Genomic DNA, 22,474 nt, shown 5'->3' with positions numbered 1-22,474 from the left:
TTTATAAAGAATCAAAATACAACACTTGCCTACACAATTATAATTTTATACAGAATGTGTGTAACTAGTACCATTACGAGTATCTTTTTGTTTACCGAAGGTAACTAAAATCAATCTAGAGATTGTAAAGTCTTATATGAGTAATGCGTAAATCAGAAAAATATTATTCTATTTCCCTTTTATCAATAACAATTACAGGTTTTCTGCTTAGTTTAGGGAATTGAAGTTTCTGAATGTCTTTTTTATCATGAAATTCAATTTTTGGGGATACTCTTAACTTTGCTCTAAAATGATCTTTTATATCATGTAATAAATCTTCTGTCGGGGTTTGGGTAACTATTTTAATTAAGATTTCATCTGTACCTATTGAATTGTGAAAAATCTCGATAATATAATTCTCTACCTCATTAAAATCATTAAGGATATTATCCATAGCAGGAGGGTATAAAGTTGTTCCTTTATACTTAATCATTTGCTTTTTTCTTCCTACCACAGGCCCCAAACGCATAGTATTACGCCCACATGCACAACTTGAAGTATGCGCCTTAATCATATCTCCTGTTTTAAATCGTAATAAGGGCATTGCTTCTACCCCCAGAGTAGTAACAGTAAGTTCTCCTACCTCACCAGGAGGAACGGGGCAATTATGATCATCCAGAATTTCTGCAATAATTAGCTCTGGGTGATGATGCCCTCCTTGTTGTTCACTACATTCTGTAAAAGCAGTATTCATTTCTGTAGATGCATAGGTAGAGTATAATGCTATGTTCCAACTGTCTTTTATCTTTTTTGCAAGTGTATTTAACGAAAAATCTTGATTTCTAAGAGATTCTCCTATGCAAATAGCGCCTTTTATTCCCGAAGCATTCAGATCAATATCGTGTTCTTGGGCATATTTAATTAATTTTAATAAAAACGAAGGAACTACGATTAAGTAGGTAGGTTTAAATTTTAAAATAGAGTCCCATTGTAATTCGGGAATCCCAGCTCCTACACGTATAATCCCAGCTCCTAATTCCCGAGCGCCCAGAAAATAAGCTATTCCTGCCATAAAGCGCCTGTCGATAGTTGTCATTAATTGCATTACGTCTTCCTTTTGTACACCCGCACAGGCAAAAGAAATGGCTTCGTTGTACGCTAACCTTTTTAAATCATTATCTGTTAGTGCAAAAGTAACAGGCTCTCCCAAGGTTCCGGAGGTAGTAACATAATCTATGATTTCACTTTTTGGTACACAGATAAAATCATCATTAAACTGTTGTAATTGCTCTTTGGTAGTAACTGGTATTTTTACTAAATCTTCTAGAGTATTAATTGTCGAAGGAAGAATGTTATGTTTTGCAAAAATACCTTGATAATAAGTAGAGTGTGTATCTAAATACGATATTAATTTCTTTAATTCTTGCTCTTGCACTGTTTTGATCTCAGCCAACGATGCTTTTTCTATTTCAGGAATCATTGTTTTAATTTCCTTTTTAATTTTTTAATATACGAATCAATTTCACGTTTGTCGGGAACTGTCGTAATTTCTTTGTTGCTAGCTTCTTCAAAAGCATGCAATGCAGCAGTATAATATTGTTTTTCGTAGTAATACTTACCAATTAAATAATATACTTCCCAATACTCTGGATTGGCCTTCTGAAAGGTCCCAATAAAAGCGGGATCTAACATTTCTTTGTTATCAATTGCTTTTTGAAGATCTTTACGTAACCGTCTGTAGTTTTCGTAATCTTTATATGCCTTAGTAAATTGAAAAGGGTCTTTTTCAATATTTAATTCAAATTGAGATAATGTTGTTTTTGTATGTTTTTTATTAAAAATATCATTCAGGTTATAAGCAACAAATTCTCCCAATTGATATGGGTTTGATGACACCCATACCATACGATCTTCTGGTTTAAAAACAATGCCATGATGTGCCAATAATTGATTCAAAGCTTTTTCATTACCATACCCTATTTGTTTGTTATTTAATCCTTCTTTGTTTCTTAGGATATCCACAGCAATTTGCGGTGTTACTTTTGGTTGCTGTTGTAATAATTCCTGCATTCTTTTATAGCGATATTGAGAATGGCTTTCTTCGATATGTTTTATATTGTTTTGATCATCAGAATAGGCGTCACTTTGAAAATGATTAGAGCAAATTAATTGATTAGAGTTAGCGACATCATAAACACCAAAGTTTTTGGGAGATACTTCAATAGTGATTGCTTTTTTATCTTTTGCACTTCCTATAAATATTGATTCAGACACAAAGACTTCTCGTTTTTTTGCTATTGCTATCGCTTCGTCTATTGTCGAGGCGTATTGTAAAATCTCACGAACCAAAATTGAAATTGGTGTTTTTGCTAATAAAGGAATTTTAGATTTTCCTGCATTTATCGTTACCGTAAGTCCATGCTCATTCATTCCCGAAACTACACCAATCATTCCTCCCCAGGTTACAGACATAAATTTATAACCTTTTGTAGGGTTTACAAAAGCAATGATTTTATCTTTGGCAAAGTCATCACCAGCATAAAAATCAAAATTTCTACCAATGATCAAATCGCCATCTACGGTTTTTTCTCCCCAGGCGGCAAATGAAGAACATCCTACTAATGCTAAATCCTGTAAAGCATGTCCTATGTCATGTGCACCATGAAGATACAGTATTCTTAAGTAGTTTTCTGCTATATGGTTATAATCGTTCGATGCATATTTTGAAAGTCCGTATATTTCTGCTTTATACTCTGCGGGAATATGTAAATACATTTTTCTGTTATACCAGGCTACAACTTTTCTTAATAAATATTGTTTTGTTTTTGAAGGCACTAATTCTCCTACCTTAGATAAAAAAGCATGCTCTTGTTTTTTAAATAGTTCTTGTGTCAGGCTTCCGGTTTGTAAACCTATTTGTAAAGGATCTCCTTCTACATAAAGTTCCCATAAACCTTGCTTGTTTTTACTAAGAAAGCTATTTCCGATGGTAAAAACAGAATCAGAAACTTTGATTCTTTTTTCAATAGAAGAAGAATAGCTACTAACGTCTGGGATATCTTTTATTGATTTAGATACACCACATGACATTAACAGAAAAAAGAGTGCAAAAAAGCACAACCATTTTGTAAAACAAGATGTTTTTAAGAACATACTTCTTTGTTTTTTTAGATGCTTGTTATTTTTGTTATTCTCATAGCCTAAATCGTTTTTTGCTCTTTATTGGCTTCTAGTATTTTATCAAGTAAATAATCTTTACCTATTATTTCTGAGCAAGTAGTGACGGCACTAATAGTGACTCCCAAAATGCCATGCATATTTAAACTCTGCCCCGTAAACATTAGGTTTTTGATTTTGGTTTTTGGAGATAAAAAAGAGTGCATTGGTTTATTAACATCTTTAACATAACCATACATCGACCCTTCATTACTACCGATGTAATCTCTGTAGGATAATGGTGTCGAGGTATATGTTTCTTGAATACAATCTCTTATGTTTGGAAATTTTCTCTCTAATTCAATAATGATTTTTTCAGCTTTTTCAGCTTTAAATTCTTCATAGGTTTGCCCTCTTTCATTTTTATTAGCTACTGTATTAAATGTATCTTGCCAGGGTTTAACTTCTTCATAACGCATATAGGTCATTACAGCAATACTATCTCCATATTCATCTGTGTTTTTATTAATCCCCATAGTCATCATATATCCTTCTGGCCAACTTTCGTGGGTATAACTTTGTGTATCCCAAACCCTATCCGGATGATTAAAATGATAGAAATTTTTATTTTGATAAGCAAAAGTGTTTGGTTTTAGTACAATGTATAGTGTAAAAGCAGCAATTGTGCTTTCGATCTTATGTACTCTATTGGCATATGATTTTCTAAATTTATCTTCTCCTGCTAGCTTTAGAGTTAGTTTTGGCTCAATATTAGAAATAAACAAATCTCCTTTTATTTCTTTACCGTTTTTGCAGGTAACAGAATTGATTTTTTTATCATCAAATCCAAATTTAACAACCTCGTGGTGTTTGTATGTTTCTCCGCCATATTCCTTTAGCCTTTTAATTAAGACTTTTGTAATCTGGCTTCCACCATTTATACATCGGTATGAGCTTTCGATGTAAGAATTGATACATAAGGCATGTACATAAAAAGGAGTACGATCACTGTCTCCAGCATATAAATAATTTGTTCCTGCAAGAACTCCTTGTAGCTTTTTATTATCTGTAAGAGAATTGATATAGGATTTTGCATTGAGTGAAAAAATTTCACTATCATCAAAGTAAGGCTTCCCTTGTTTTAACTGATATAGCGGAAACTTACGACATGTTTCTTTTAATTTATTACAATAGGTGATAATAGCTTCTTCCTCGTCTGGAAATTGGTTAACTAAAATTTTTATAAAATTATCATACCCTTGAGCATGTTTGTATTCTTTTTCATCACCTTCAAAAGTTATGATATCAAAACCGTCTTCATCGAGTTTTTTTAATTTTAAATCATCGATGATACCAATGTATTTAAAATATTGATATAGATTTTGGCCTTCAGAAAGCCCACCGATATAATGTACTCCGGTATCAAAAATAGTTTTGTCTCTTACAAAGGTTTGTAAATTCCCTCCATACTGATTATTTTTTTCTAACACACATACACTATAACCTTCTTTGGCTAAAATGATGGCAGAAACCAAACCACCTAAACCACTTCCAATAATTACAATATCATAACGCTCTTTCATTTTTTAATTTTCTTTATTTTTTAAAATAAACAGATTATTCTTTTGGTGCTTGATCTCGAATCCCAAATTAGTAATTATCTGTGTATGTATATTTTGACTTTCGTTTAGTAAAACTAACAGATTAATTTTATTGCTTAGTATCTTTTCTAATTCATTTTCTGTAATCGTAGCTAAATTTAGAATAAGCACATTTGCATCATATGCTATTGTTTCTTCTATATTATTAGTACAAATAATTTTACTATGATTATTAGTAATATAGCTGTTTTTAACAATATCTCTAGTGTTTTTATTTTCTATATAGTTAATAATCTTTCTGTCTGGACTATCTAAAGATAACAGAAAATCTAATTGACCCGAATCTTTTGAAATATGAAGTATAGTTTCTTTTTTTTCGATTGTGTCTATAATTATTTTGTAAATCTCTTTATTGGCTTTTAAATCTTTTAGTACTTCTCTATAAAGAGGGTCACCTTTGTATCGATATTCTTCGAGAATAATTTTGTTAAAATACTTATCGTGCTCTATCTCATTTCTAAGTTTCTCAAATTCACCTTTAAAATATGCTCCAATTTGTTTTGTTTTTCTAGCATAGTTTTCGCCAAAACTAGTATCATTTGCTTTTATCCTATCAAGTATTTTAATGGTTATACTACCGTCTTTAATAATAAAACTTCCTTTAGGGAGTACTTCAGAATTTCCGTGTATAAGTATAGGAATGATGTCTAACCCAAATTGCTCTGCCAGATAAAATGCTCCTTTGTGAAACCGTTTAATTTTGTTGGTATTAGATCTTGTTCCTTCGGGAAAAGCTATAAGTGAATAGCCTTGATCAACTTTTTTCTTTAAATGCTCTAATCCATTCTCTATACCACTAGATACAGGGTAAAAGCCAGCTAATTGTACTGCTTTTCCAAAAACAGGAGAGTTGTATACCCAATCGTTTACCAGAAAAATAATTTTTGGATATAACATTCCTATCGCCAAAATATCTAAGAAAGAAGTATGATTAGCAATAATAACTCCTGGTTTATCAAAGGTTTCATTACTTTGGTTTATAATCTTTTTACGTACAAATGGATTTGTATATAGTACTGATCCCATAAATTTTGACATTATTTTATGAAACCATTTCATTTTCATTTTTTTAGGTAATGGGATAATTTTTATGAAAACTACACTAAATAACGAAAGTAATAAACCTCCTAAACCATAGTAAGCAAAAGAAAGAATGGAATGTAAAAATAACCTAAGTGTTATTGGTCTTTTTGTCTTACTGCCAATAAAAAGCTTAAATAATTGAGGTTGGATGGTGAATGAAATAACAATTGCCGATAGTATACCGATAATAGAAAGTAATGATATTGTATATAGTGCAGGATGTTTGGCAAATATTAAAACACCTACTCCCAAAATAGTAGTAATAACAGATAAAATAATAGATGTTTTATGAGTTGCTACTGCTTTTTCTCCTGTTCTATATTCATGCAACAACCCATTAGTCATAAAAATACTATAGTCAATTCCCAGACCAAAAATAAAGGTCGAAATTATAATATTAAAGATGTTAAACTCTAATGAGAATAATCCCATTATACCAATGGTTAGCAACCAGGTGATCGCTATAGGAATACTTGTTACCAAGGTAAGAGATAAGCTTCTGTAGAAGAATAAAAGGATAAGTAATACAACAATTAATGAGTAACCAACTAGTTTGTTAAAGTCATTTTTTAGATTTCCTAAAAAAGTTTCATTCATATGTTTTCTGTCGATAACTATGGTTTGAGGTTGGTCTTTAAAAAGATCAACTACATGTTGCGCATTTTCATCTTTTACTTTAACGAGTGTTGTTGCTGTGACAAAATCCTCTTTTGTTGTTATATAATCTGCTATAGAAATCGTTTTTAAGGCATTGTAATCTTTGATTTTTAAAGGCTTAAAATTCGATTCCAGGAGCGTATAAAATGCATTAAAACTAGTAGGCTTAAAACCTAATTTGTTTCCGCTTTCAATAAGATTAGCTTTTGTGCTTGCTATTGTGTTGGTGTTCCAAAAAGAATTCCATCTCGAGATTCTTTCTTTTTGAGTTTTTTCTGAATAGATTAAAGATCCGATAGAGCTAAAATCGATTACTTTTCCTTCATTTTTTAGTAGTTGTAGTTTTTCAAAAATCTTATCATTTACCTGTAAAGTACCTTGCTCCGAATTTTCATAGGCCGCCAGATAAATTGATTTTGAGGCAATATTGGTTAAAGCATCTAATCTTAATTGTGCATCTTTTAACTCTTGCGGCTCAAAGTTTAGTTTAGAAATATCATTGTTAAATTGTACTTTGCTATAGGTAAACAAGCTTACTATTAATACCAACGTTAATGTTATAATTACCCATTTGTTTTTATGTAAAGGATATTGAGCGGCATTATCTATGAGTGTTGTTTTTGGCCTTTTTTGAGAAGTGCTTTTATATACTTGAGGGATAAAAATTAATGCAAAAAAGGAAGATCCTACAACACTAATTGCTGCAAAAATACCTAAATCCTGAAGTGCTTGTGATTCTAAAAATAATAAACATAAAAATGCTAAAGCGGTGGTTAAACTACTCATTAAAACCGGAGTAGTAATTTCTTTATAAACTGCTTTTATATTAGTGTTACTTCTTATATGTGTTAGGATATGAAGAGAATAATCCAAAGTAACCCCTAATAGTACAGAACCAATACCCAGAGATATTGCAGAAATTTTTGCACGAATTAGGAACAATAAAGCAATTGCTAATAGTCCTCCAAAAATTGTTGGAACAAATAAAATAATCGGAATAGTAATTTTCCTATAAAAGAAGATAAGTATGATTAATAAAATCGTAATAGCGATACTAATGGTTAGTTGAATATCCCTTTTTATTTGTTTGGCATTTGCTACAGCAATTAAAGTACCTCCAAAATATTCACTTTGTACTTTACCTTTAAATTGATCATTAAGTTGATTGTTTATTTGATAAAGATCTTCTACAAATTTGGCATTCTTGTCTGTTTCGCTAGACTTTAACTTAGGAGTAATAAATAATAAAACATGATTCTGATCTTTACTAAGTAAAAAACCATTGTGCAATGTGAAATCATCTCCAAAACTAAGTTGTTGTAATTTTTTTAAGGCAATAAATGATAATCCCAAAGGATCCTTTAAAATATTATCTCTTGCAATAATTCCTGTAGGAGAAATTAAAGTTTTATAATTACTATTCGTTATAGCTTCGATGCTATCTTTTTGAATTTTGTTTTTAATGTTCTTATAGTCACTTTCTTGTAAAAAAAGAGGAAGGTTTTTGTAGACAAAATCCAAGGTGTTAAAGATATCTTCTTCTTCGACCTTACCTTGAATTTGGGTAATATGCTCACCAGATTTTATTGTAACACTATCAATAAATTGTGCTGCATATTGAGTAAGATCATCAACCGATCCTTCGGGGTCGCGTGTAATGTTTACTATGATTTTATCAGCAAAGTTTACTGTTTTTAATACTTTTTGAATCTCAGAAGTCTTATCATTTGTAGGAATTAACTTAGTGATATCCTCTTCAAATTCAATTTTTGAAGCAATAAATAATAGCCCAGTAATGATGAGTGCAAGTATTCCAAAGCTCATTACTTTTTTGGAAACAATAGATGTATATAAACTATAAAAAAAGCTATCCATTATGATGCATTATTTTTTCTATAAAAAATGGTAAGAAATACATATCCTAAAATTCCTAAAGTAATAGCAGAAATTATGGCTAAGGTAAAACTACCTACAATATAGGTTTTAAGGCTTTTTATCATTTCAAAATTTTCACCAATATTGGCGAATGATGGTTGAGGTTCTCCTAAAACAAAACTACCAACTTTTAAGCTCATAAAAATGATAAACGGAATGAAAGGAGGCAAACTTACATTAGAAAAAGCAAAAGCAATTACCTTATTTAGCTTTAAAACGACAGCAAAAAACAGCACGAGTACTGTGTGAAATCCCCATAGTGGTGATATCCCTATAAAAACTCCCAGAGCTACTGATAACGCTTTTTTTTGCGGAGAATCCTGGCTTTCTAAGAAATCTTCAAAAAAGAAACGTTTTACTCCTTTTTTTTTAACTTTCCGAAATAAATTTCTAGGCTTTATATATAAAAAAGCTACTGTAACCAACCAGGTATTAAGAATACTTATTCGGGTAAAATCTTTAAAAGGCCTAAAATGTGATACCCGCTCGGTTTCATCATATAATACTTGTATCGGAATATTTTTTACAATTACATCACTCCACGCCGCTTTTACAATAACCTCTATTTCAAATTCAAATTTTGAGGTATAAAAATTCAATTTTGCTAATTCTTCTAGTGGATATAGTCTATATCCTGATTGAGTATCCTGAAGTTTTGTACCCGTTTCTACCCAAAACCAGAAATTAGAAAACTTATTTCCGAAGCTACTTTTTTTAGGAACACTTTCCTGACTCATATTTCTTGCGCCAATGAGTAAGATGTTTTTATGTTCTGATTTTTCTAAAGCTGTAATAAATGCAGGAATATCTTCGGGAAAATGCTGACCATCAGAATCTATCGTAATTGCATACTTATAACCCTGTTTTTGTGCAGCTGCAAACCCAACACGCAAAGCATTACCTTTTCCTTTGTTTTTTGATAGATGGATTTGTTGAATTTGAGGATATTCTTTTAATATCTCCCCAGTAGTATCTGTGGCTCCATCGTTTACAACAATAATATTTTTAGTGTAAAATAATACACCGTCTATAACCCGTCGTAATGTTTTGCAATTATTGTAGGTAGGAATTATTACACATACGTTAAATAGGTCGATTTTTTGTTTTGTAAACTCTTTTATCACTCAATTGAAGTGTTTCAATTTTTAAGGAACTAAAATTACTGCTTTTTCTTCATCACTAAAAGCTTTCGATTGCAAAATATACTCCCCGATATGCTTTTTTAAAATTTTCGGTTTTATCGTCTTGTATTGTTTAAGCAGAAATAATTTATCTTCTTTTATATTGGATTTATATTTTAGCAATTTAGGAGTATTTTCTTGGATTCCTATACGTATAAAACGAGGTTCGACAGCATTTGGTGATTTCTCTATAGCAAATTCGATATATGAAACTCCTTCTATAAACAGTCGTTTTTTTTCTTTTATACTTTTTTCATACTTCGCCTGCAGTGTAATAGCAGCTCCTTTATAAGCCACCAAAACAATATCATCTTCTTTATTTACAGGTGCAAGTTGCTCATTAAGTGCAGCTACTTTTGTTTTGTCATGAGCAGCTTCTTTATATGCAATTCTTATGGTATCCAAATCTATCGATAGCATAGTAAAAGATAATAATGATATGAATGCAATCAAAAATTTCACACGTTTAGGTTTTGGTAATTATTTGATAATATATTAATTATAAAATTAAGAACATATGTATGCACTACATTCTCTCATTAAAAAATTAAAATATTTTTAATGTTCGTTTCATGTTTAGATTTATTGTGTTTTAAAATTAGCTGTTAATTTTAAAGCAACTGTATCCTCAAATGTAGTTACATTTTTTACTTTATAAGTATCATCTGTTTGGGTAATATCTAAAGTTAAAACTAAATCTGGGTTTTTTTCCGGATTTATAATAGCCATAAATTTAATATTACTAGAGGATTGCATAAATAGTTTTTTATCTACAATACCTTCTGTTAATTCTTTTATGATTTGCATCATGCAAACACCTGGTGTTACAGGATTTCCCGGAAAATGCCCTTTGAAAATCTCATGGTTTTTGTTGATGGTAATAGTAGCTGTCGACATATTTTCAACAGTCTCTAATGTATTTGCGGTGTAAAAATCTTTTAGTAACATATGTGATTAGAAATTAAATCTATACGATAGGCCAATTTGAAAAACGCGATTAAATTGATTTTTTTCTTCGTATATAGATTGTGTTGAAAAGTCATGGAAATCACCAGAAAATACATCTAGTGTGCCATGTTTATATCTGGCTTCTATAGCAATTCCGTTTTTAAATTCGTAACCAAGACCTGCTGCAATAGAAAGGTCTACAAAGGTAATGTCATTACCTTCTTCTCTGTTTACAAGACTTACCGGGGTATCGTCAAAATCAAAATCAAGACTTGGTGCAATGATCAAATGTAATCCTGTATTTCTAACAAAAAATTTATTAGTAGCAGATATTGAAACGTAATGGATTTCGAGATCATCTCCATTTGAAAATTTGTTATTACCTCCTTGGTTAGAATATCCCACTTCGGGTTGAAGAGCATATAGCTCTGAGAATCTGAAATGTAAAAAAGCTCCGATGTAAATCCCTGCTTTAGGTTCTAAATTAGCATTAGAAAGCTCCGAAATATTAGCTCCACCTCTTAATCCAAAAGATGTCTTGTTTTGTGCAGAAGTAACTCCAAAAACACCAAGAAAGGTTATGACCAATAAAAGATTTCTCATTTTTGAATCGATTTTAAATTAATTTTGAACTTTAAATTCTTATGCTCAATCGTAATTAGATTTGCAATAGTATCACTAATTTCTGAAAATGTAAAAACTACTTTTTCTTTTCTATTCCCTGTTCTAACAATTTTATGTATTACGTTATTTGTATTGTAATAATAATGCTTATCGTTATTAATTTCAGTTTCAAAAACAACATTGTTTTGATGTAAAAATGTATTTAAAAGGGTAGGAGTTTCTTCAATCAATGCTTTAAAATCTTTTTTTAAAATGTTTATTAAAATCTTTTTATTGAAGTCTTCTAAGATGTAATTTACGGTAAAGCTTTCGTTAATAAATGAAAAGTCAAAAATTTTATTTCCCATTTCTGTAGTAAAGACAATACGGTGATTATTATCTTCAATCTTTTTTACAATAAAAATCCCGCCAAAATGTTTTTTGTAAACATCAATATTTGCTTTATATACATAATCTTGCGTCTTATCTGAAAAATATAAATTTCTTACTTCTATATCAGATGCTTCTTCTTTAATGAAATTATTTTTCTTAGGATAGGAAGCACATCCTATACATATAAAACAAAAACTAATGAGCAAATATCTCATCTGCCAAGGGTGTGTTTAAGACTCTATTGCTAAATACTATTCTGGTATAATCATTTGAAGGCTCTATCATTTTTACTTCAATAACATCACCTTTAGAATTAAATGTAATATGAAATGCTTTAATAAATTTTTCAAATTTTTTGTCTTTGGGGCTAAAATGTACTTCGCTATTACCTTTGTTTTTATAATAACTGATACTAAACTCATCATCATTAAACATATCCCCTTTAACACTATTAATAATAAGCTTGTTTAATTGTTTAAACTGCTCGCTAGATCCAATATCAATATTGCTTTTATTGCCCTCATTATTAATGTACAATGTTTTGTTTTTAAATAACACAGAATATTTAAAAGGTTGTACATATTCCCACTTTACAATACTAGGTGTTTTAAAAGCTAGTTTTCCTGTTGTGATAATATCATTCGACAAAAAATCCATGTGTTTGTACTGCGTAAAATCACTCGAAATAGTTTTTGTTGTGGTAGCAAGAGCTTTTACTTTTGTTTTTAAAGCGTTGGCTTCTATCGTACTCATTTTGGTTTGGGCAGATAGCGTAGTAACTATAAATAGTAGTAAATAAACAATTTTAGGCATATGCTTTTATCTTAAATAAAGAATCTATAGTAATCGATTCTATATTTTGTTGTTGTAAAAATAACAATAACTGTTCCAAAACAATAATTGTTTTTAAACTTGTGTCGTGAAGTAAAATAACATCACCTTTAGAAAGCTTTTTTGTTATTCGCCTTAGTACTTTATCCGAACTTCTGGATGTCGTATCCAGGGATCTAACATTCCATCCGATAGATTGTAGACCTGTTACTTTTAATGCTTTTTTAATTCTTGGATTTGTTACTCCAAAAGCAGGTCTGTAAAGCCGCATAGTTAACCCTGTTACTTTTTTTACTACAGCATTGGTTTGTTGTAATTCTGAAATTACATTTTCTGTTTTTAAAAAGCCAAAAGAATTAGGGTGTGAATATGTGTGATTGCCAATAACATGCCCTTGTTTAATACTCTCTTTAACTAATTCGGGATAAGCCTCAATATGCTTGCCAATACAGAAAAAGGTAGCTTTTGCATTATATTGCTTTAAGAGTTTTAAGACTTGAGGTGTAAATTCGGGGTTTGGCCCATCATCAAAAGTAATGGCCACATGATTACTTTTTATATTCTTATTTGCATTAAGAGATGTAAAATGGTAATTCCACTGTATAAGTCCAGAACCAGCCATTGTAATAAGTAACCATATAAAACCCAATAAGAAATAAAACCATACCGGTATTTCTAATGAGTAATTGGTTATATGTAAAACCAAAAAAATGAGCGCTGTTATTCTATTTACGTATTTAAAATTTAGCATTTACGCAGTAAAGTGAAACTATGATTTTCTCCTCTATATTGATTGTATAATAAAACAGTAGTAAAGTTTGATGTTGATTTTTTATTTAACCGAACTACTTCTGGTAACTCTTGTGTTTTCAGGATTTTTGAAGCTAACCATACTCCAAAAGACGATGCGGTATTAAATTCACCAGATAAATGTTTATAATATACCTGTTGTGTATCTTTAAATAGGTTTGAACTTAACTCATTGTAAAATGTATCGTATTTTACATCTCCATTATTTCCTAATACAATAGCATCTATATCGTCAATACCTAAGTTATTATCCTCTAAAAATAGTTGAGCGGCATGAGAGACTTCGGTTTCAGATAATGTATTATAGGTTTGTACTGCTATAACCTGGGCATAGCTCGAGTCTTGTTTTTGATTTGATACGACAAAGAAATTTGCACCTTCTCCAAATATTGCACCTTCTGTTTTAGAGTCCAATACCTTGGTAGAATCGGTTTTTTCTGATTTAATATGATTAATAAGCTTGTGAATCGTAATAGTATGATCACCATGCTCATCAACACCTCCGATTAGAATAGTATTGGCTTCATCATTTTCTAGTTGTAATTGGGCATCTAATAATGCCGATTCAAAAGATACGCTTGCATGTACATATGTAAAATTGTAACCTTTACACTGAAGCCCCAGAGCGATTTGTCCGCCAACCGTATTATGAGTTGATTGTATAAATGAAGTAGGAGTGAGGTATTGCTCGTTATTATCTATAATTGCACTAACAAATTTTTCAGAATCCCTAACACATCCCATTCCTGTTCCTGTGATAATAGCATCAACATTGTCTATGTTTGCGTCTGCCAATGCGATTCTAGAGGCAACCACTCCCATTTTAATGCCTTTTGCCATTCTACGTGCTGCAGCAGGGGGAATATATTCTTTATAATTGGGATTAACCACAGAAATCACATTATCTGTATAGGTATTGATTTCTTTCAAAAACTCGGTATTGTCATAAGTTTTTTGAGATGAAATAGACCCGATACCGGTTATATAGACTGCACTCATATCTCTTTAATTAAACAGTTTTTTGCATATTGGGTATTACCCTGTTTGTTTACAATTTTGTTATTGTTCTTTTGAAAAAATTATCGTAGAACAATTACCTCCAAAACCTAAGGAATTAGACAACACCGTGTGCAATTCTTTTTCTTTGAGTTCTAATTGTGGTGTAATATCAAACTCTTTCATCTGAGTTTTAAAATTGAGATTAGGATAGATGATATTATGTTGAAGCGCTAATACCGCATAAACAGCTTCGATAGCTCCTGCAGCCGCCAAGGTGTGTCCTGTGTATGCTTTTGTAGAACTAAAATCGGGAATTTCTTCACCAAAAACTCTTAGAATAGCACGTCCTTCAGATAAATCATTATTTCCCGTTGCTGTTCCGTGCGCATTAATGTAATCAATATCATTTGCTGTGTATGCTGCAACTTTTAAAGCTTTTTGCATTGCCAAAGTTGCTCCATCTCCATTTTCTGAAGATGCTGTTTGATGATAGGCATCATTTGCATTGCCATATCCTTTAACATATCCCAATACTTCTTTTTTTTCTGCAGCAATAACTTTATCAGATTCTAATACTAAGAAAGCCGCAGCTTCACCTAGATTAAGTCCTTTTCTATTTTCATCAAAAGGAGTATTATACGTGTCAGATAAGATCATTAAAGTTTTAAACCCGTTAATGGTAAACTTAGACAAACAATCAGAACCACCCACAATAACCCTGTCTAGTTTTCCCGACTTAATCAATCGGGCACCAAGCATTATAGCATTTGCAGCAGAAGAACAAGCTGTACTTATGGTAGTGACCAGGCTTTTTTCGATCCCTAACTGTTCTGCAATTTTTTGAGTAGAATCTCCGGCATGGTGGCCTTCGATATATTTTTGAGTGCTTTTATTTTCAAGATAATCATAATAATACGTTTCTGTCATATCCATCCCACCAACACTGGTTGCCGAAACTAATCCTGTTTTATAGGCATTGATATCAGAAATTTTGGCATCTTGTATTGCCTGCTTAGCAGCAATAGCACCTAATAAAGCCGTTCTTGAGTAATTATTATCGGGAGTTAGACCCAATTGTTGTTCTAACTCCAGATTTGTAGATGCAATTTCACCAACCATGATATCATCTTTATGAATGGTATTAATTTTAGAAACTCTAGAAATTCCTTTTTTACCATTAATAAGTGATTGGTAATTTTCTGCAACATTGTTTCCGATAGCAGAAATTATTCCCATTCCGGTTATAGCAACACCTTTACTCATTTATATATAAATAAAATTTATTTTGTTCTATGTTCAGAAATGTATTTTGCCATTACTTCTATAGATGCAAAAATTTCACGTCCTTCTTTAGGGTCGGTTAATTTAATACCGTAGTTTTTATCTAACATTACAATTAATTCTAATGCATCAATTGAGTCTAAACCTAAACCATCACCAAAAAGAATATCGTCATCAGCAATATCTTCAACAGCAATATCTTCAAGATTTAATTGCTCAATAATGTTTTCCTTTAGTTCTTGTTTTAAAACCTCCATATTATGTATTATATAAATTTACTATATTTTGTTTAGTATGTATTGTGGTTCCTTCTCTAGAAACCAGATATAAAAATGCGTCATATGCTACTCCATCAAATTCTACCCAACCACAAAGTGCTTCATTAGCTTTATTTGCTGATAATAGACTATTGGTATAGTCTGATAAATATTCGGCATTAAAGCTGTCAAAGATAAAAAAACTATTTTCAGAATGAAGTTTATATCTTATACTAATCTCACCAATACAGATATTGGGTAATGTATAAACAAAAACAGCAGGACTTGGATAGTAATTGTCTTTATTTTGGATAGATTCCTGATGTTTTTCATCGGTATCTAAACTAGATGATTTATTTGAAAATACAATAGCAATGTTATTTTCGTCTTCTATATTTAATTTTTCTTCTTGCAGGATAAGATCTGATGCCAAAAAAGCAAGCTTACTTAATCCATCCATTTTAAAGAATTTAGGATATCTAGTATCAAAACTTCTATATGCAGCTTTTATAAATTCTAAAAAATCTAAAGTATCATTATCGTTGTATATAACGGTTCCGTTTAAAGAAACTTTATTGTCTTTTATATGACAGAATGATTTTATGTAAAATTCAGACTCCATTAATCGACTACTTTTTTTTACAGACAAATATGGTATGGTATTCTCCTACAGCCAAATCTTCTTTTATTGTTAACCCAGCTTCGTTTACCAATTCGATTAATTCGGTAGCTTTATACATTTTACTATTTCCATTTGCCAGCACCGTAAAATACAATGATGTGGCTTCTAGGATAAATTTAGCATTATCAAATTTTTGCCTGTCTGTGTATGTTTCCATAATTAATAGCTCGGTGTTATCATCCATAGATTTGACACAAACTTTTAATATTTTTAGGATTTCATCTTTAGAAAAACAATCTAAAAACTGACACATCCATATGGTATCTGCTCCGGTTGGGATTTTTGGATTTTCAGATAGCCAGTCTATTTCATGGCCAGTGACACGGTTTTCAAATTGATTATTTTTTACAGCAGCAAGCGCTTTTTTTAATTGACCAGGTAGATCAATCATTTTTATCGATACATCATCATTATAGTTACAACAGCTAATAGCAAATTTTCCTGTGTTTGCACCAATATCAAATATCAATTTTGGTTTTTTTCTGAAGACTATTTCTAATGCATCCTGAAATATATCATCAGAATAATGATGGTCGAACTCAAACCAGGATTTTTGTATTTCTGGATCTAATTGTGATAGACCTTCATATATGGTGTCCCAATTTCCTAATTCTTTTAACCCTTCGGGTTTCCCTTCTTTAATAGAATCGTTTAAATGATATAATCCTTTATAGCAAACATCATTAGTGAAGTTGATATTAACATCAACCGTTTTGTTATAATTTAAAAAATAACCAATATTAGTTAATTCATAAGTGTCATTCTCATTTTTACTAACAATATTAGAGCTTTCGGCAATTTCTAATAAAACACCAATACCATAATTGCTAATAGATAATTCTTTAGAAATATCCTCTAATGTGATTCCTCCTTTTTTCCTTCTATCAAAAATAAGATCTAAAACCCCAAGCTTTCTTAATGAAATTGTTGCTTGAAAAACGAAAGGTGCAAAAGCTATTTTTTGTGCTTCCTGAATTGCGTCTATAGCTTTTATAGTTTGAACTGACATACGTTTATAAATATAAGTTATTTTATTTTTTGGAATACAACTGCTGTATTACAGCCTCCAAATCCAGAGGCGGTTTTTAGGAAAATATCTAATTGTTTTGAGGTGGTTTTTGTAATAATATTTAAAGGCTTTGAAGTACCGGGTTCTTTAAAACCTAATGAGGTGTATAGCGTATTCTTTTGCAATGAATACATTCCTACAATAGTTTCAACTAATCCCGAGGCTCCCAATGTATGACCAAAATAGCCTTTTAAACTATTTAAAGGTACTTTACCTAAATTAAGTCTGTTAAATGCAATTGATTCTGTTTCATCATTAAATAGTGTTGCTGTTCCATGGGCCGAAATGTAATCAATGTCGGTATGAGTAACATTCCCTTCTTTAAAAGCAGATTGTACACTTCGATACAAACCTTCACCAGTTCGGGAAGGTCCAGAAATATGATTCGCATCGTTACACGAGCCTTCACCCAAAATAACAACGGCTTCTTTTGATAATCTTTTTTTAGTATTAGTAATTAAAATACTGGCAGCAACTTCTCCGATATTAACCCCTTTTCTATCTTTATCATAAGGCTTACAAGGCTCATCACTTAGTGCTTGAAACGAATTGAAACCGGTTACTATAAATTCACTTACCATATCTCCGCTAACAATAAAAACATCATCATAGGTGCCATGGTTAATATAGCGTTTTGCAATGGCAATAGATAAGATTCCGGAAACACATGCATTAGAAACAACAATAGCATCATTCTTAAAACCTAAAGTTTCTTTAATTACTTTTCCTAGAGTGCTTAAATAAGCTCGCTCTTTTTGAAATCCATTGTTTTTATTTAAGATATCGATATTGCCTTTGGTTGTAGATATGATAAGTCCAACACGATTTGTTAAGGGGGTTTTAGATGCTTTGATAACCTGGCTTAATGAAGAAATCATCATTTGTTCTAAACGGGTGAACTGCCCTTCATTATTTAATTGCTTAAAACTAGCAGCTAAATCTTCGGTGTTTATAATTGAAGAATAAAATGGACTGGGTAATAGATTTTTGTCATCAACAAGTCGTAAGCCCGAATTCTCGTTATGAATATTCTGTACAACAGTCTCGCTGTCAAAGCCAAGCGATGATATTATATTATTATATGAAGCGTAAATCTTACTCATCCAATTTTATAAGGCCCTCTTTTTGTTTCCATTTGATAAAGAAAGGTGGAATTGTTAGTGATAAGTCACCATTTCCTATATCTTCAACAAATACTTGTACGGTTTCTCCTGTGCAGACTAATTTATGATTTTGGTTGTAAATTTCATATCTAAAAATCATTTTAGCAGCAGGACTATCTACATAAATTGTTTTTATGGTAGCAATATCTCCGTATCGTAAAGGTAGTTTATGTTCTGTACTAGATTTTACGATTGGTGTTGCATAACCAAATTTTTTTTGATCTAAATAAGAAATACCATGATGTCTTCCAAAAGCTTCCCTACCATCTTCAAAATATTGAATATAATTACCATGCCAAACAATTCCTAAAGGATCAGTTTCTACAAAACGTACTCTAACCTGACTGGTAAAACTTATTTCTTTGTTATTTTTAGACTGCATTTTTCTTTTCATTATAAACAATAGAAATTAAAGCTGTTATTATAAAAAATAATAAAAGTAATATTATTTCTGGAACAATTTCTATAAAGCTGGCGTTTCGCAAAAATACATCATAGAAGGCATTTAAACCCCAATTCATTGGCGAAATATTTGACAACAACTGCATGAATTTTGGCATCACAAAAACAGGTACCCAAACACCTCCTAAAGCAGCTAGAATAACCACAAAAGTTGCTCCAAACGGAGCAGATTGTTCTTGCGTTTTTGCAATGGTTCCTAATAATAATCCTAGTCCTATTGCAGCCAAGCCCGCAAAAAAAGCTACAATAAATAGGTTTACTATTCTTCCAGATACATCTAATGTTGGTAAACCTAGTTTAGGAAATAAAAACACCCCTATGGCTAACATTAAAGTAAATTGTATGAGACAAACAACCAGATATACCGTAGTTTTTCCTCCTAATACTATTGCATAGGATACAGGGTTTGTTCTTAATCGTACAAAAGTTCCCTGGTTTTTTTCTTTTACAATATTTATAGATAGAGGTACTATAATAAAAAAGATAGCAAATAATGTCCAGGCAGGTACATTATGCTGTGCAGAATTCGGAATAATCTCTTTGTCTCCTTGTTTTGGGACTATTTCTTTAAAGCTGATAAAATTGTCTGTCTCAAAAATAACCTCGGTATCGTCTTCTGCAACTTGTTCACGAAAAGCTTTGTATATAGATTGTGTTTCTATTTTAGAAATCATTTTATCAATACCATTTTTTACAGAACTTTTAAAAGTTAGTTGAGTTGCCGGGTCAAAATATAGCCTAACCTCTTTGTTTAAAATAGTTTCTTCTGGTTCAACTTCTTTTTCTTCTTCTAGACCAAACTTTGATAAAATACCTTCTACATTCTGATTGATTTTTTTCTCTAAGTCTGATGATAACTTTTCTGGAATGATTATGGCTAGTTGATAATTTCCTTTAAATACCTGATCCCTGGCTTCTTGCTCACTATCTTTTTGAATGACCTGAAAAGTATTGGACTCTGTTAAGCTGCTAATTATAGTTTCAGAAACATGACCACTATCATTATTTACAAGAAGTATTGGGATTTTAGTATCACTAATCGTTTTAAAGCTGCTGTCTTGAATTATTGTTATCGTAATGATTAATACAATTGGCATTACAAATAAAATAGAAATACCTCCAATATCCCTGGTAAGCAATAAAAACTCTTTATATGTAGAAGCCCATAATTTATGCATGATCTCTTAATGCTTTCCCGGTTAAGGCTAAAAATACATCTTCAAGGTTATTTGCATTTTCTTGATTAGAAATTAATTCTTGTGGTTGTCCTTGAGATATTATTTTTCCATGATCTATAATAGCTACTTTGGTACAAAAATCTTCAGCTTCATTTAAATGATGTGATGTATAAATAATCGTAGTTCCTTTTTTATTTAACAGTTGTAAATATTTTATGATTACATTTTTGGATTGCACATCTACCCCAACAGTTGGTTCGTCTAAAAATAATACTTTGGGTTCGTGTAATATACTAGCGATTAAATTAATACGACGTTTCATTCCTCCAGAAAACGTATTCACTTTTTTATTCGCAAACTTTGATAAACCCAATGTTTCAATGGCCTGACTTATTTTAGATTTTAGTAGCTGCCCTTTTAAACCATACATACTGCCAAAATACTTAAGATTTTCATTAGCAGTCAACGAAGGGTATAAAGCATATTCTTGTGGTACGATACCAATTAATTGTTTTAATTGATTAGGGTTTTTATACGTTAAACCGTCTATAGTAAATGATCCTGATGTAGGTTTTATTAAAGAGCATAACAACGAAATTAGTGTAGTTTTTCCGGCTCCATTTGGACCAAGTAATCCAAAAATTTCTTTTTCATCGATAAACAAATCTAAATCTGATACAGAATATGCATCTGCACCTTTATATTTTTTAGATAATTGTTCAATTTTAATCATGCTTTTTTTGCTGTTAAATCGCTTTCTTTAATTTTTTAAAGAAAACTTCTTCTCGATTTGCTATATCTTCTAGTTGCATGGCAACATCGTTATATGCATCATCTTTTGCGCTTCGGTTTTTATATATACGAGAAGCATCTAAAGCAAAATCCCTCCACGAATCACCAATTGAAGTCATTTCTGTAGACAACTCGATTAATGTATCATTCTTTAATACTTTACCGGCTTCTTGTAAGAATGCAGCATAGATATACCTAAAACCACCGCCTCCGGTTCCTATTTCTTCTTGCATTCTAACCACTTGTCCTAAATAGTGATTGGCCACTTTTGTACCTTTCTTTTTTGGCCATTTGCGAATTAATTTAGCCACCGTTCGAATTCCTTTAACTCCAACTATAGGTACTGGAGCAAGCATTTCTCTACAGGTTTGTTTAATTCCTTTTACTATAGCTTTTTCTAAAGCTAACTCCTTAGGGAAATCGATAGGGTAATACATATGTCCTTTGGGAGCAAAAGCACCTTTTGCAAAACGTACTTTTTCTAGCTCTTTTGCTGTTAAAGTTGTAACAGTTTCCATTACTGGATCGCTGATTAAATACGAATCTTCTTTTTTTCCGTAAACAACTAAGTTGTGAGCGTTAAAATGAAAACGATATTCATCAGGAAAATACACTAGATTATATACCCCAACTTGAAGCCCTACAGGATTATTTTTGTTAAGATTTTCATCTAAACGTGCTTTAGCATTCTGAGGGTTTTTAAATTTTTCTCGTTTTATTTTTATGCCGACTCTTTTTGCAAATCGCTTAAAGATAAAGCCAGGCATTGCTCTATAAGTTAGAGCAGGGGCATGATTTACCATCAAAAATGGGATGTAACAAAACAATAAACCAGATCCAATACCAAAGACCATGGGTTCGCTAACATTGAAGCCATTATGTTTCATTAAATTAGACACAACACCATTTTCGCAGTGTGCAGATTGATGATGCGTAAAGTTAATTTCCATGTTCAATGTGTTTTAATTGATCAACTGTGATTTCGAAAACGTCAGCGTATTTTTGTAATTTTTTTTGAGATAGTTTTTGAAACACTTTTGGTTTAAAGTGTCTTTTAACGCGCCATTTCCATAGACCGACATAACTAGCTAAAATAGTAACATCCATTTTATGTAGCTCCATATAATATTCTATAGGGCTTGTCTGGTTATTTAAAACTTTAATTTTAGCTTTTTCTACACGTTCGTTTATTTCCTGCAGTGCATTGTTTAATGCAATGGTCTTAGGAGTCCACCCACTACTACCTGCAGTTGTATACTCTCCATTTTCATTAACAGCATAACATAGTTCTTTAAAATTTGCAGACTTTAAACTACCTTTATCTTGTGGAACTTCACTTTTTTTCATAGTACAC

At 31.3% G+C, this 22,474-nt stretch carries 22 protein-coding genes; all 22 read right to left on the bottom strand.

All coding sequences use genetic code 11. The features are described 5' to 3' along the window. Window positions 1–163: 163 nt before the first annotated feature. Complete coding sequence (locus Z053_RS0123515; RefSeq protein ID WP_025667416.1) at window positions 164–1,459, bottom strand: phenylacetate--CoA ligase family protein; 1,296 nt, start codon at window positions 1,457–1,459, stop codon at window positions 164–166. Beyond that, on the bottom strand, window positions 1,456–3,132 hold the full coding sequence (locus Z053_RS0123510) for an acyl-CoA--6-aminopenicillanic acid acyl-transferase (protein ID WP_025667415.1): 1,677 nt from the start codon (window positions 3,130–3,132) through the stop codon (window positions 1,456–1,458). The genes Z053_RS0123515 and Z053_RS0123510 overlap by 4 nt, the downstream gene beginning before the upstream one ends. Window positions 3,133–3,179: 47 nt before the next feature. After that, on the bottom strand, window positions 3,180–4,718 hold the full coding sequence (locus tag Z053_RS0123505) for a phytoene desaturase family protein (protein WP_025667414.1): 1,539 nt from the start codon (window positions 4,716–4,718) through the stop codon (window positions 3,180–3,182). Window positions 4,719–4,721: 3 nt separating this feature from the next. Beyond that, on the bottom strand, window positions 4,722–8,411 hold the full coding sequence (locus Z053_RS0123500; RefSeq protein ID WP_025667413.1) for an MMPL family transporter: 3,690 nt from the start codon (window positions 8,409–8,411) through the stop codon (window positions 4,722–4,724). After that, the gene (locus Z053_RS0123495; protein WP_025667412.1) at window positions 8,411–9,595 is read right to left on the bottom strand and encodes a DUF2062 domain-containing protein; all 1,185 of its coding nucleotides are present in this window, start codon (window positions 9,593–9,595) and stop codon (window positions 8,411–8,413) included. Before Z053_RS0123495 ends, Z053_RS0123500 begins: the two co-directional genes overlap by 1 nt. A 21-nt stretch (window positions 9,596–9,616) precedes the next feature. Next, window positions 9,617–10,114: a hypothetical protein gene (locus Z053_RS0123490; RefSeq protein WP_025667411.1), complete on the bottom strand. Its 498-nt coding sequence runs from the start codon at window positions 10,112–10,114 to the stop codon at window positions 9,617–9,619. A 120-nt stretch (window positions 10,115–10,234) separates the two neighbouring features. Further along, the gene (locus Z053_RS0123485; protein ID WP_025667410.1) at window positions 10,235–10,600 is read right to left on the bottom strand and encodes a 3-hydroxyacyl-ACP dehydratase; all 366 of its coding nucleotides are present in this window, start codon (window positions 10,598–10,600) and stop codon (window positions 10,235–10,237) included. Window positions 10,601–10,606: 6 nt separating this feature from the next. Further along, on the bottom strand, window positions 10,607–11,203 hold the full coding sequence (locus Z053_RS0123480; RefSeq protein ID WP_025667409.1) for an outer membrane beta-barrel protein: 597 nt from the start codon (window positions 11,201–11,203) through the stop codon (window positions 10,607–10,609). Continuing rightward, a complete protein-coding gene (locus Z053_RS0123475) occupies window positions 11,200–11,811 on the bottom strand; it encodes a hypothetical protein (RefSeq protein ID WP_025667408.1) in 612 nt (203 codons plus the stop codon). The genes Z053_RS0123480 and Z053_RS0123475 overlap by 4 nt, the downstream gene beginning before the upstream one ends. Further along, a complete protein-coding gene (locus tag Z053_RS0123470) occupies window positions 11,792–12,409 on the bottom strand; it encodes a LolA family protein (RefSeq protein ID WP_025667407.1) in 618 nt (205 codons plus the stop codon). Before Z053_RS0123470 ends, Z053_RS0123475 begins: the two co-directional genes overlap by 20 nt. After that, a complete protein-coding gene (locus Z053_RS0123465; protein WP_025667406.1) occupies window positions 12,402–13,178 on the bottom strand; it encodes a polysaccharide deacetylase family protein in 777 nt (258 codons plus the stop codon). The genes Z053_RS0123470 and Z053_RS0123465 overlap by 8 nt, the downstream gene beginning before the upstream one ends. Continuing rightward, window positions 13,172–14,236 (bottom strand): beta-ketoacyl synthase N-terminal-like domain-containing protein, encoded by a 1,065-nt coding sequence (locus Z053_RS0123460; protein WP_025667405.1) that lies wholly within the window; start codon window positions 14,234–14,236, stop codon window positions 13,172–13,174. Before Z053_RS0123460 ends, Z053_RS0123465 begins: the two co-directional genes overlap by 7 nt. A 60-nt stretch (window positions 14,237–14,296) precedes the next feature. Beyond that, on the bottom strand, window positions 14,297–15,499 hold the full coding sequence (locus Z053_RS0123455; RefSeq protein ID WP_025667404.1) for a beta-ketoacyl-[acyl-carrier-protein] synthase family protein: 1,203 nt from the start codon (window positions 15,497–15,499) through the stop codon (window positions 14,297–14,299). A gap of 17 nt (window positions 15,500–15,516) precedes the next feature. Continuing rightward, window positions 15,517–15,774: a phosphopantetheine-binding protein gene (locus Z053_RS0123450; RefSeq protein ID WP_024771985.1), complete on the bottom strand. Its 258-nt coding sequence runs from the start codon at window positions 15,772–15,774 to the stop codon at window positions 15,517–15,519. A 1-nt stretch (window position 15,775) separates the two neighbouring features. Continuing rightward, entirely contained in the window at window positions 15,776–16,396 is a 621-nt protein-coding gene (locus tag Z053_RS0123445) for a 3-oxoacyl-ACP synthase (protein ID WP_025667403.1), read from the bottom strand. A 7-nt stretch (window positions 16,397–16,403) separates the two neighbouring features. Further along, window positions 16,404–17,465, bottom strand: a complete 1,062-nt coding sequence (locus Z053_RS0123440; RefSeq protein ID WP_025667402.1) for a methyltransferase — start codon at window positions 17,463–17,465, stop codon at window positions 16,404–16,406. A gap of 17 nt (window positions 17,466–17,482) precedes the next feature. Further along, window positions 17,483–18,628 carry a beta-ketoacyl synthase N-terminal-like domain-containing protein gene (locus Z053_RS0123435; RefSeq protein WP_025667401.1) on the bottom strand — a complete coding sequence of 382 codons (1,146 nt, stop codon included), beginning with the start codon at window positions 18,626–18,628 and terminating at the stop codon, window positions 17,483–17,485. Beyond that, window positions 18,621–19,082, bottom strand: coding sequence for an acyl-CoA thioesterase (locus Z053_RS0123430; RefSeq protein ID WP_152538381.1), 462 nt, complete (start codon window positions 19,080–19,082; stop codon window positions 18,621–18,623). Before Z053_RS0123430 ends, Z053_RS0123435 begins: the two co-directional genes overlap by 8 nt. Continuing rightward, entirely contained in the window at window positions 19,060–20,328 is a 1,269-nt protein-coding gene (locus tag Z053_RS0123425) for an ABC transporter permease (protein WP_025667399.1), read from the bottom strand. Before Z053_RS0123425 ends, Z053_RS0123430 begins: the two co-directional genes overlap by 23 nt. Further along, the gene (locus Z053_RS0123420; protein WP_025667398.1) at window positions 20,321–21,061 is read right to left on the bottom strand and encodes an ABC transporter ATP-binding protein; all 741 of its coding nucleotides are present in this window, start codon (window positions 21,059–21,061) and stop codon (window positions 20,321–20,323) included. Before Z053_RS0123420 ends, Z053_RS0123425 begins: the two co-directional genes overlap by 8 nt. 13 nt (window positions 21,062–21,074) lie before the next feature. After that, complete coding sequence (locus Z053_RS0123415; RefSeq protein ID WP_025667397.1) at window positions 21,075–22,070, bottom strand: BtrH N-terminal domain-containing protein; 996 nt, start codon at window positions 22,068–22,070, stop codon at window positions 21,075–21,077. Next, entirely contained in the window at window positions 22,060–22,467 is a 408-nt protein-coding gene (locus tag Z053_RS0123410; protein ID WP_025667396.1) for a hypothetical protein, read from the bottom strand. Before Z053_RS0123410 ends, Z053_RS0123415 begins: the two co-directional genes overlap by 11 nt. Window positions 22,468–22,474: the final 7 nt, after the last annotated feature.

The sequence above is a fragment of the Aquimarina megaterium XH134 genome (assembly GCF_000520975.1).
Lineage (GTDB): Bacteria > Bacteroidota > Bacteroidia > Flavobacteriales > Flavobacteriaceae > Aquimarina > Aquimarina megaterium.
The sequence above is the reverse complement of the archived record's forward strand: the minus strand, read 5'-3'. Positions and strand labels throughout refer to the sequence as shown.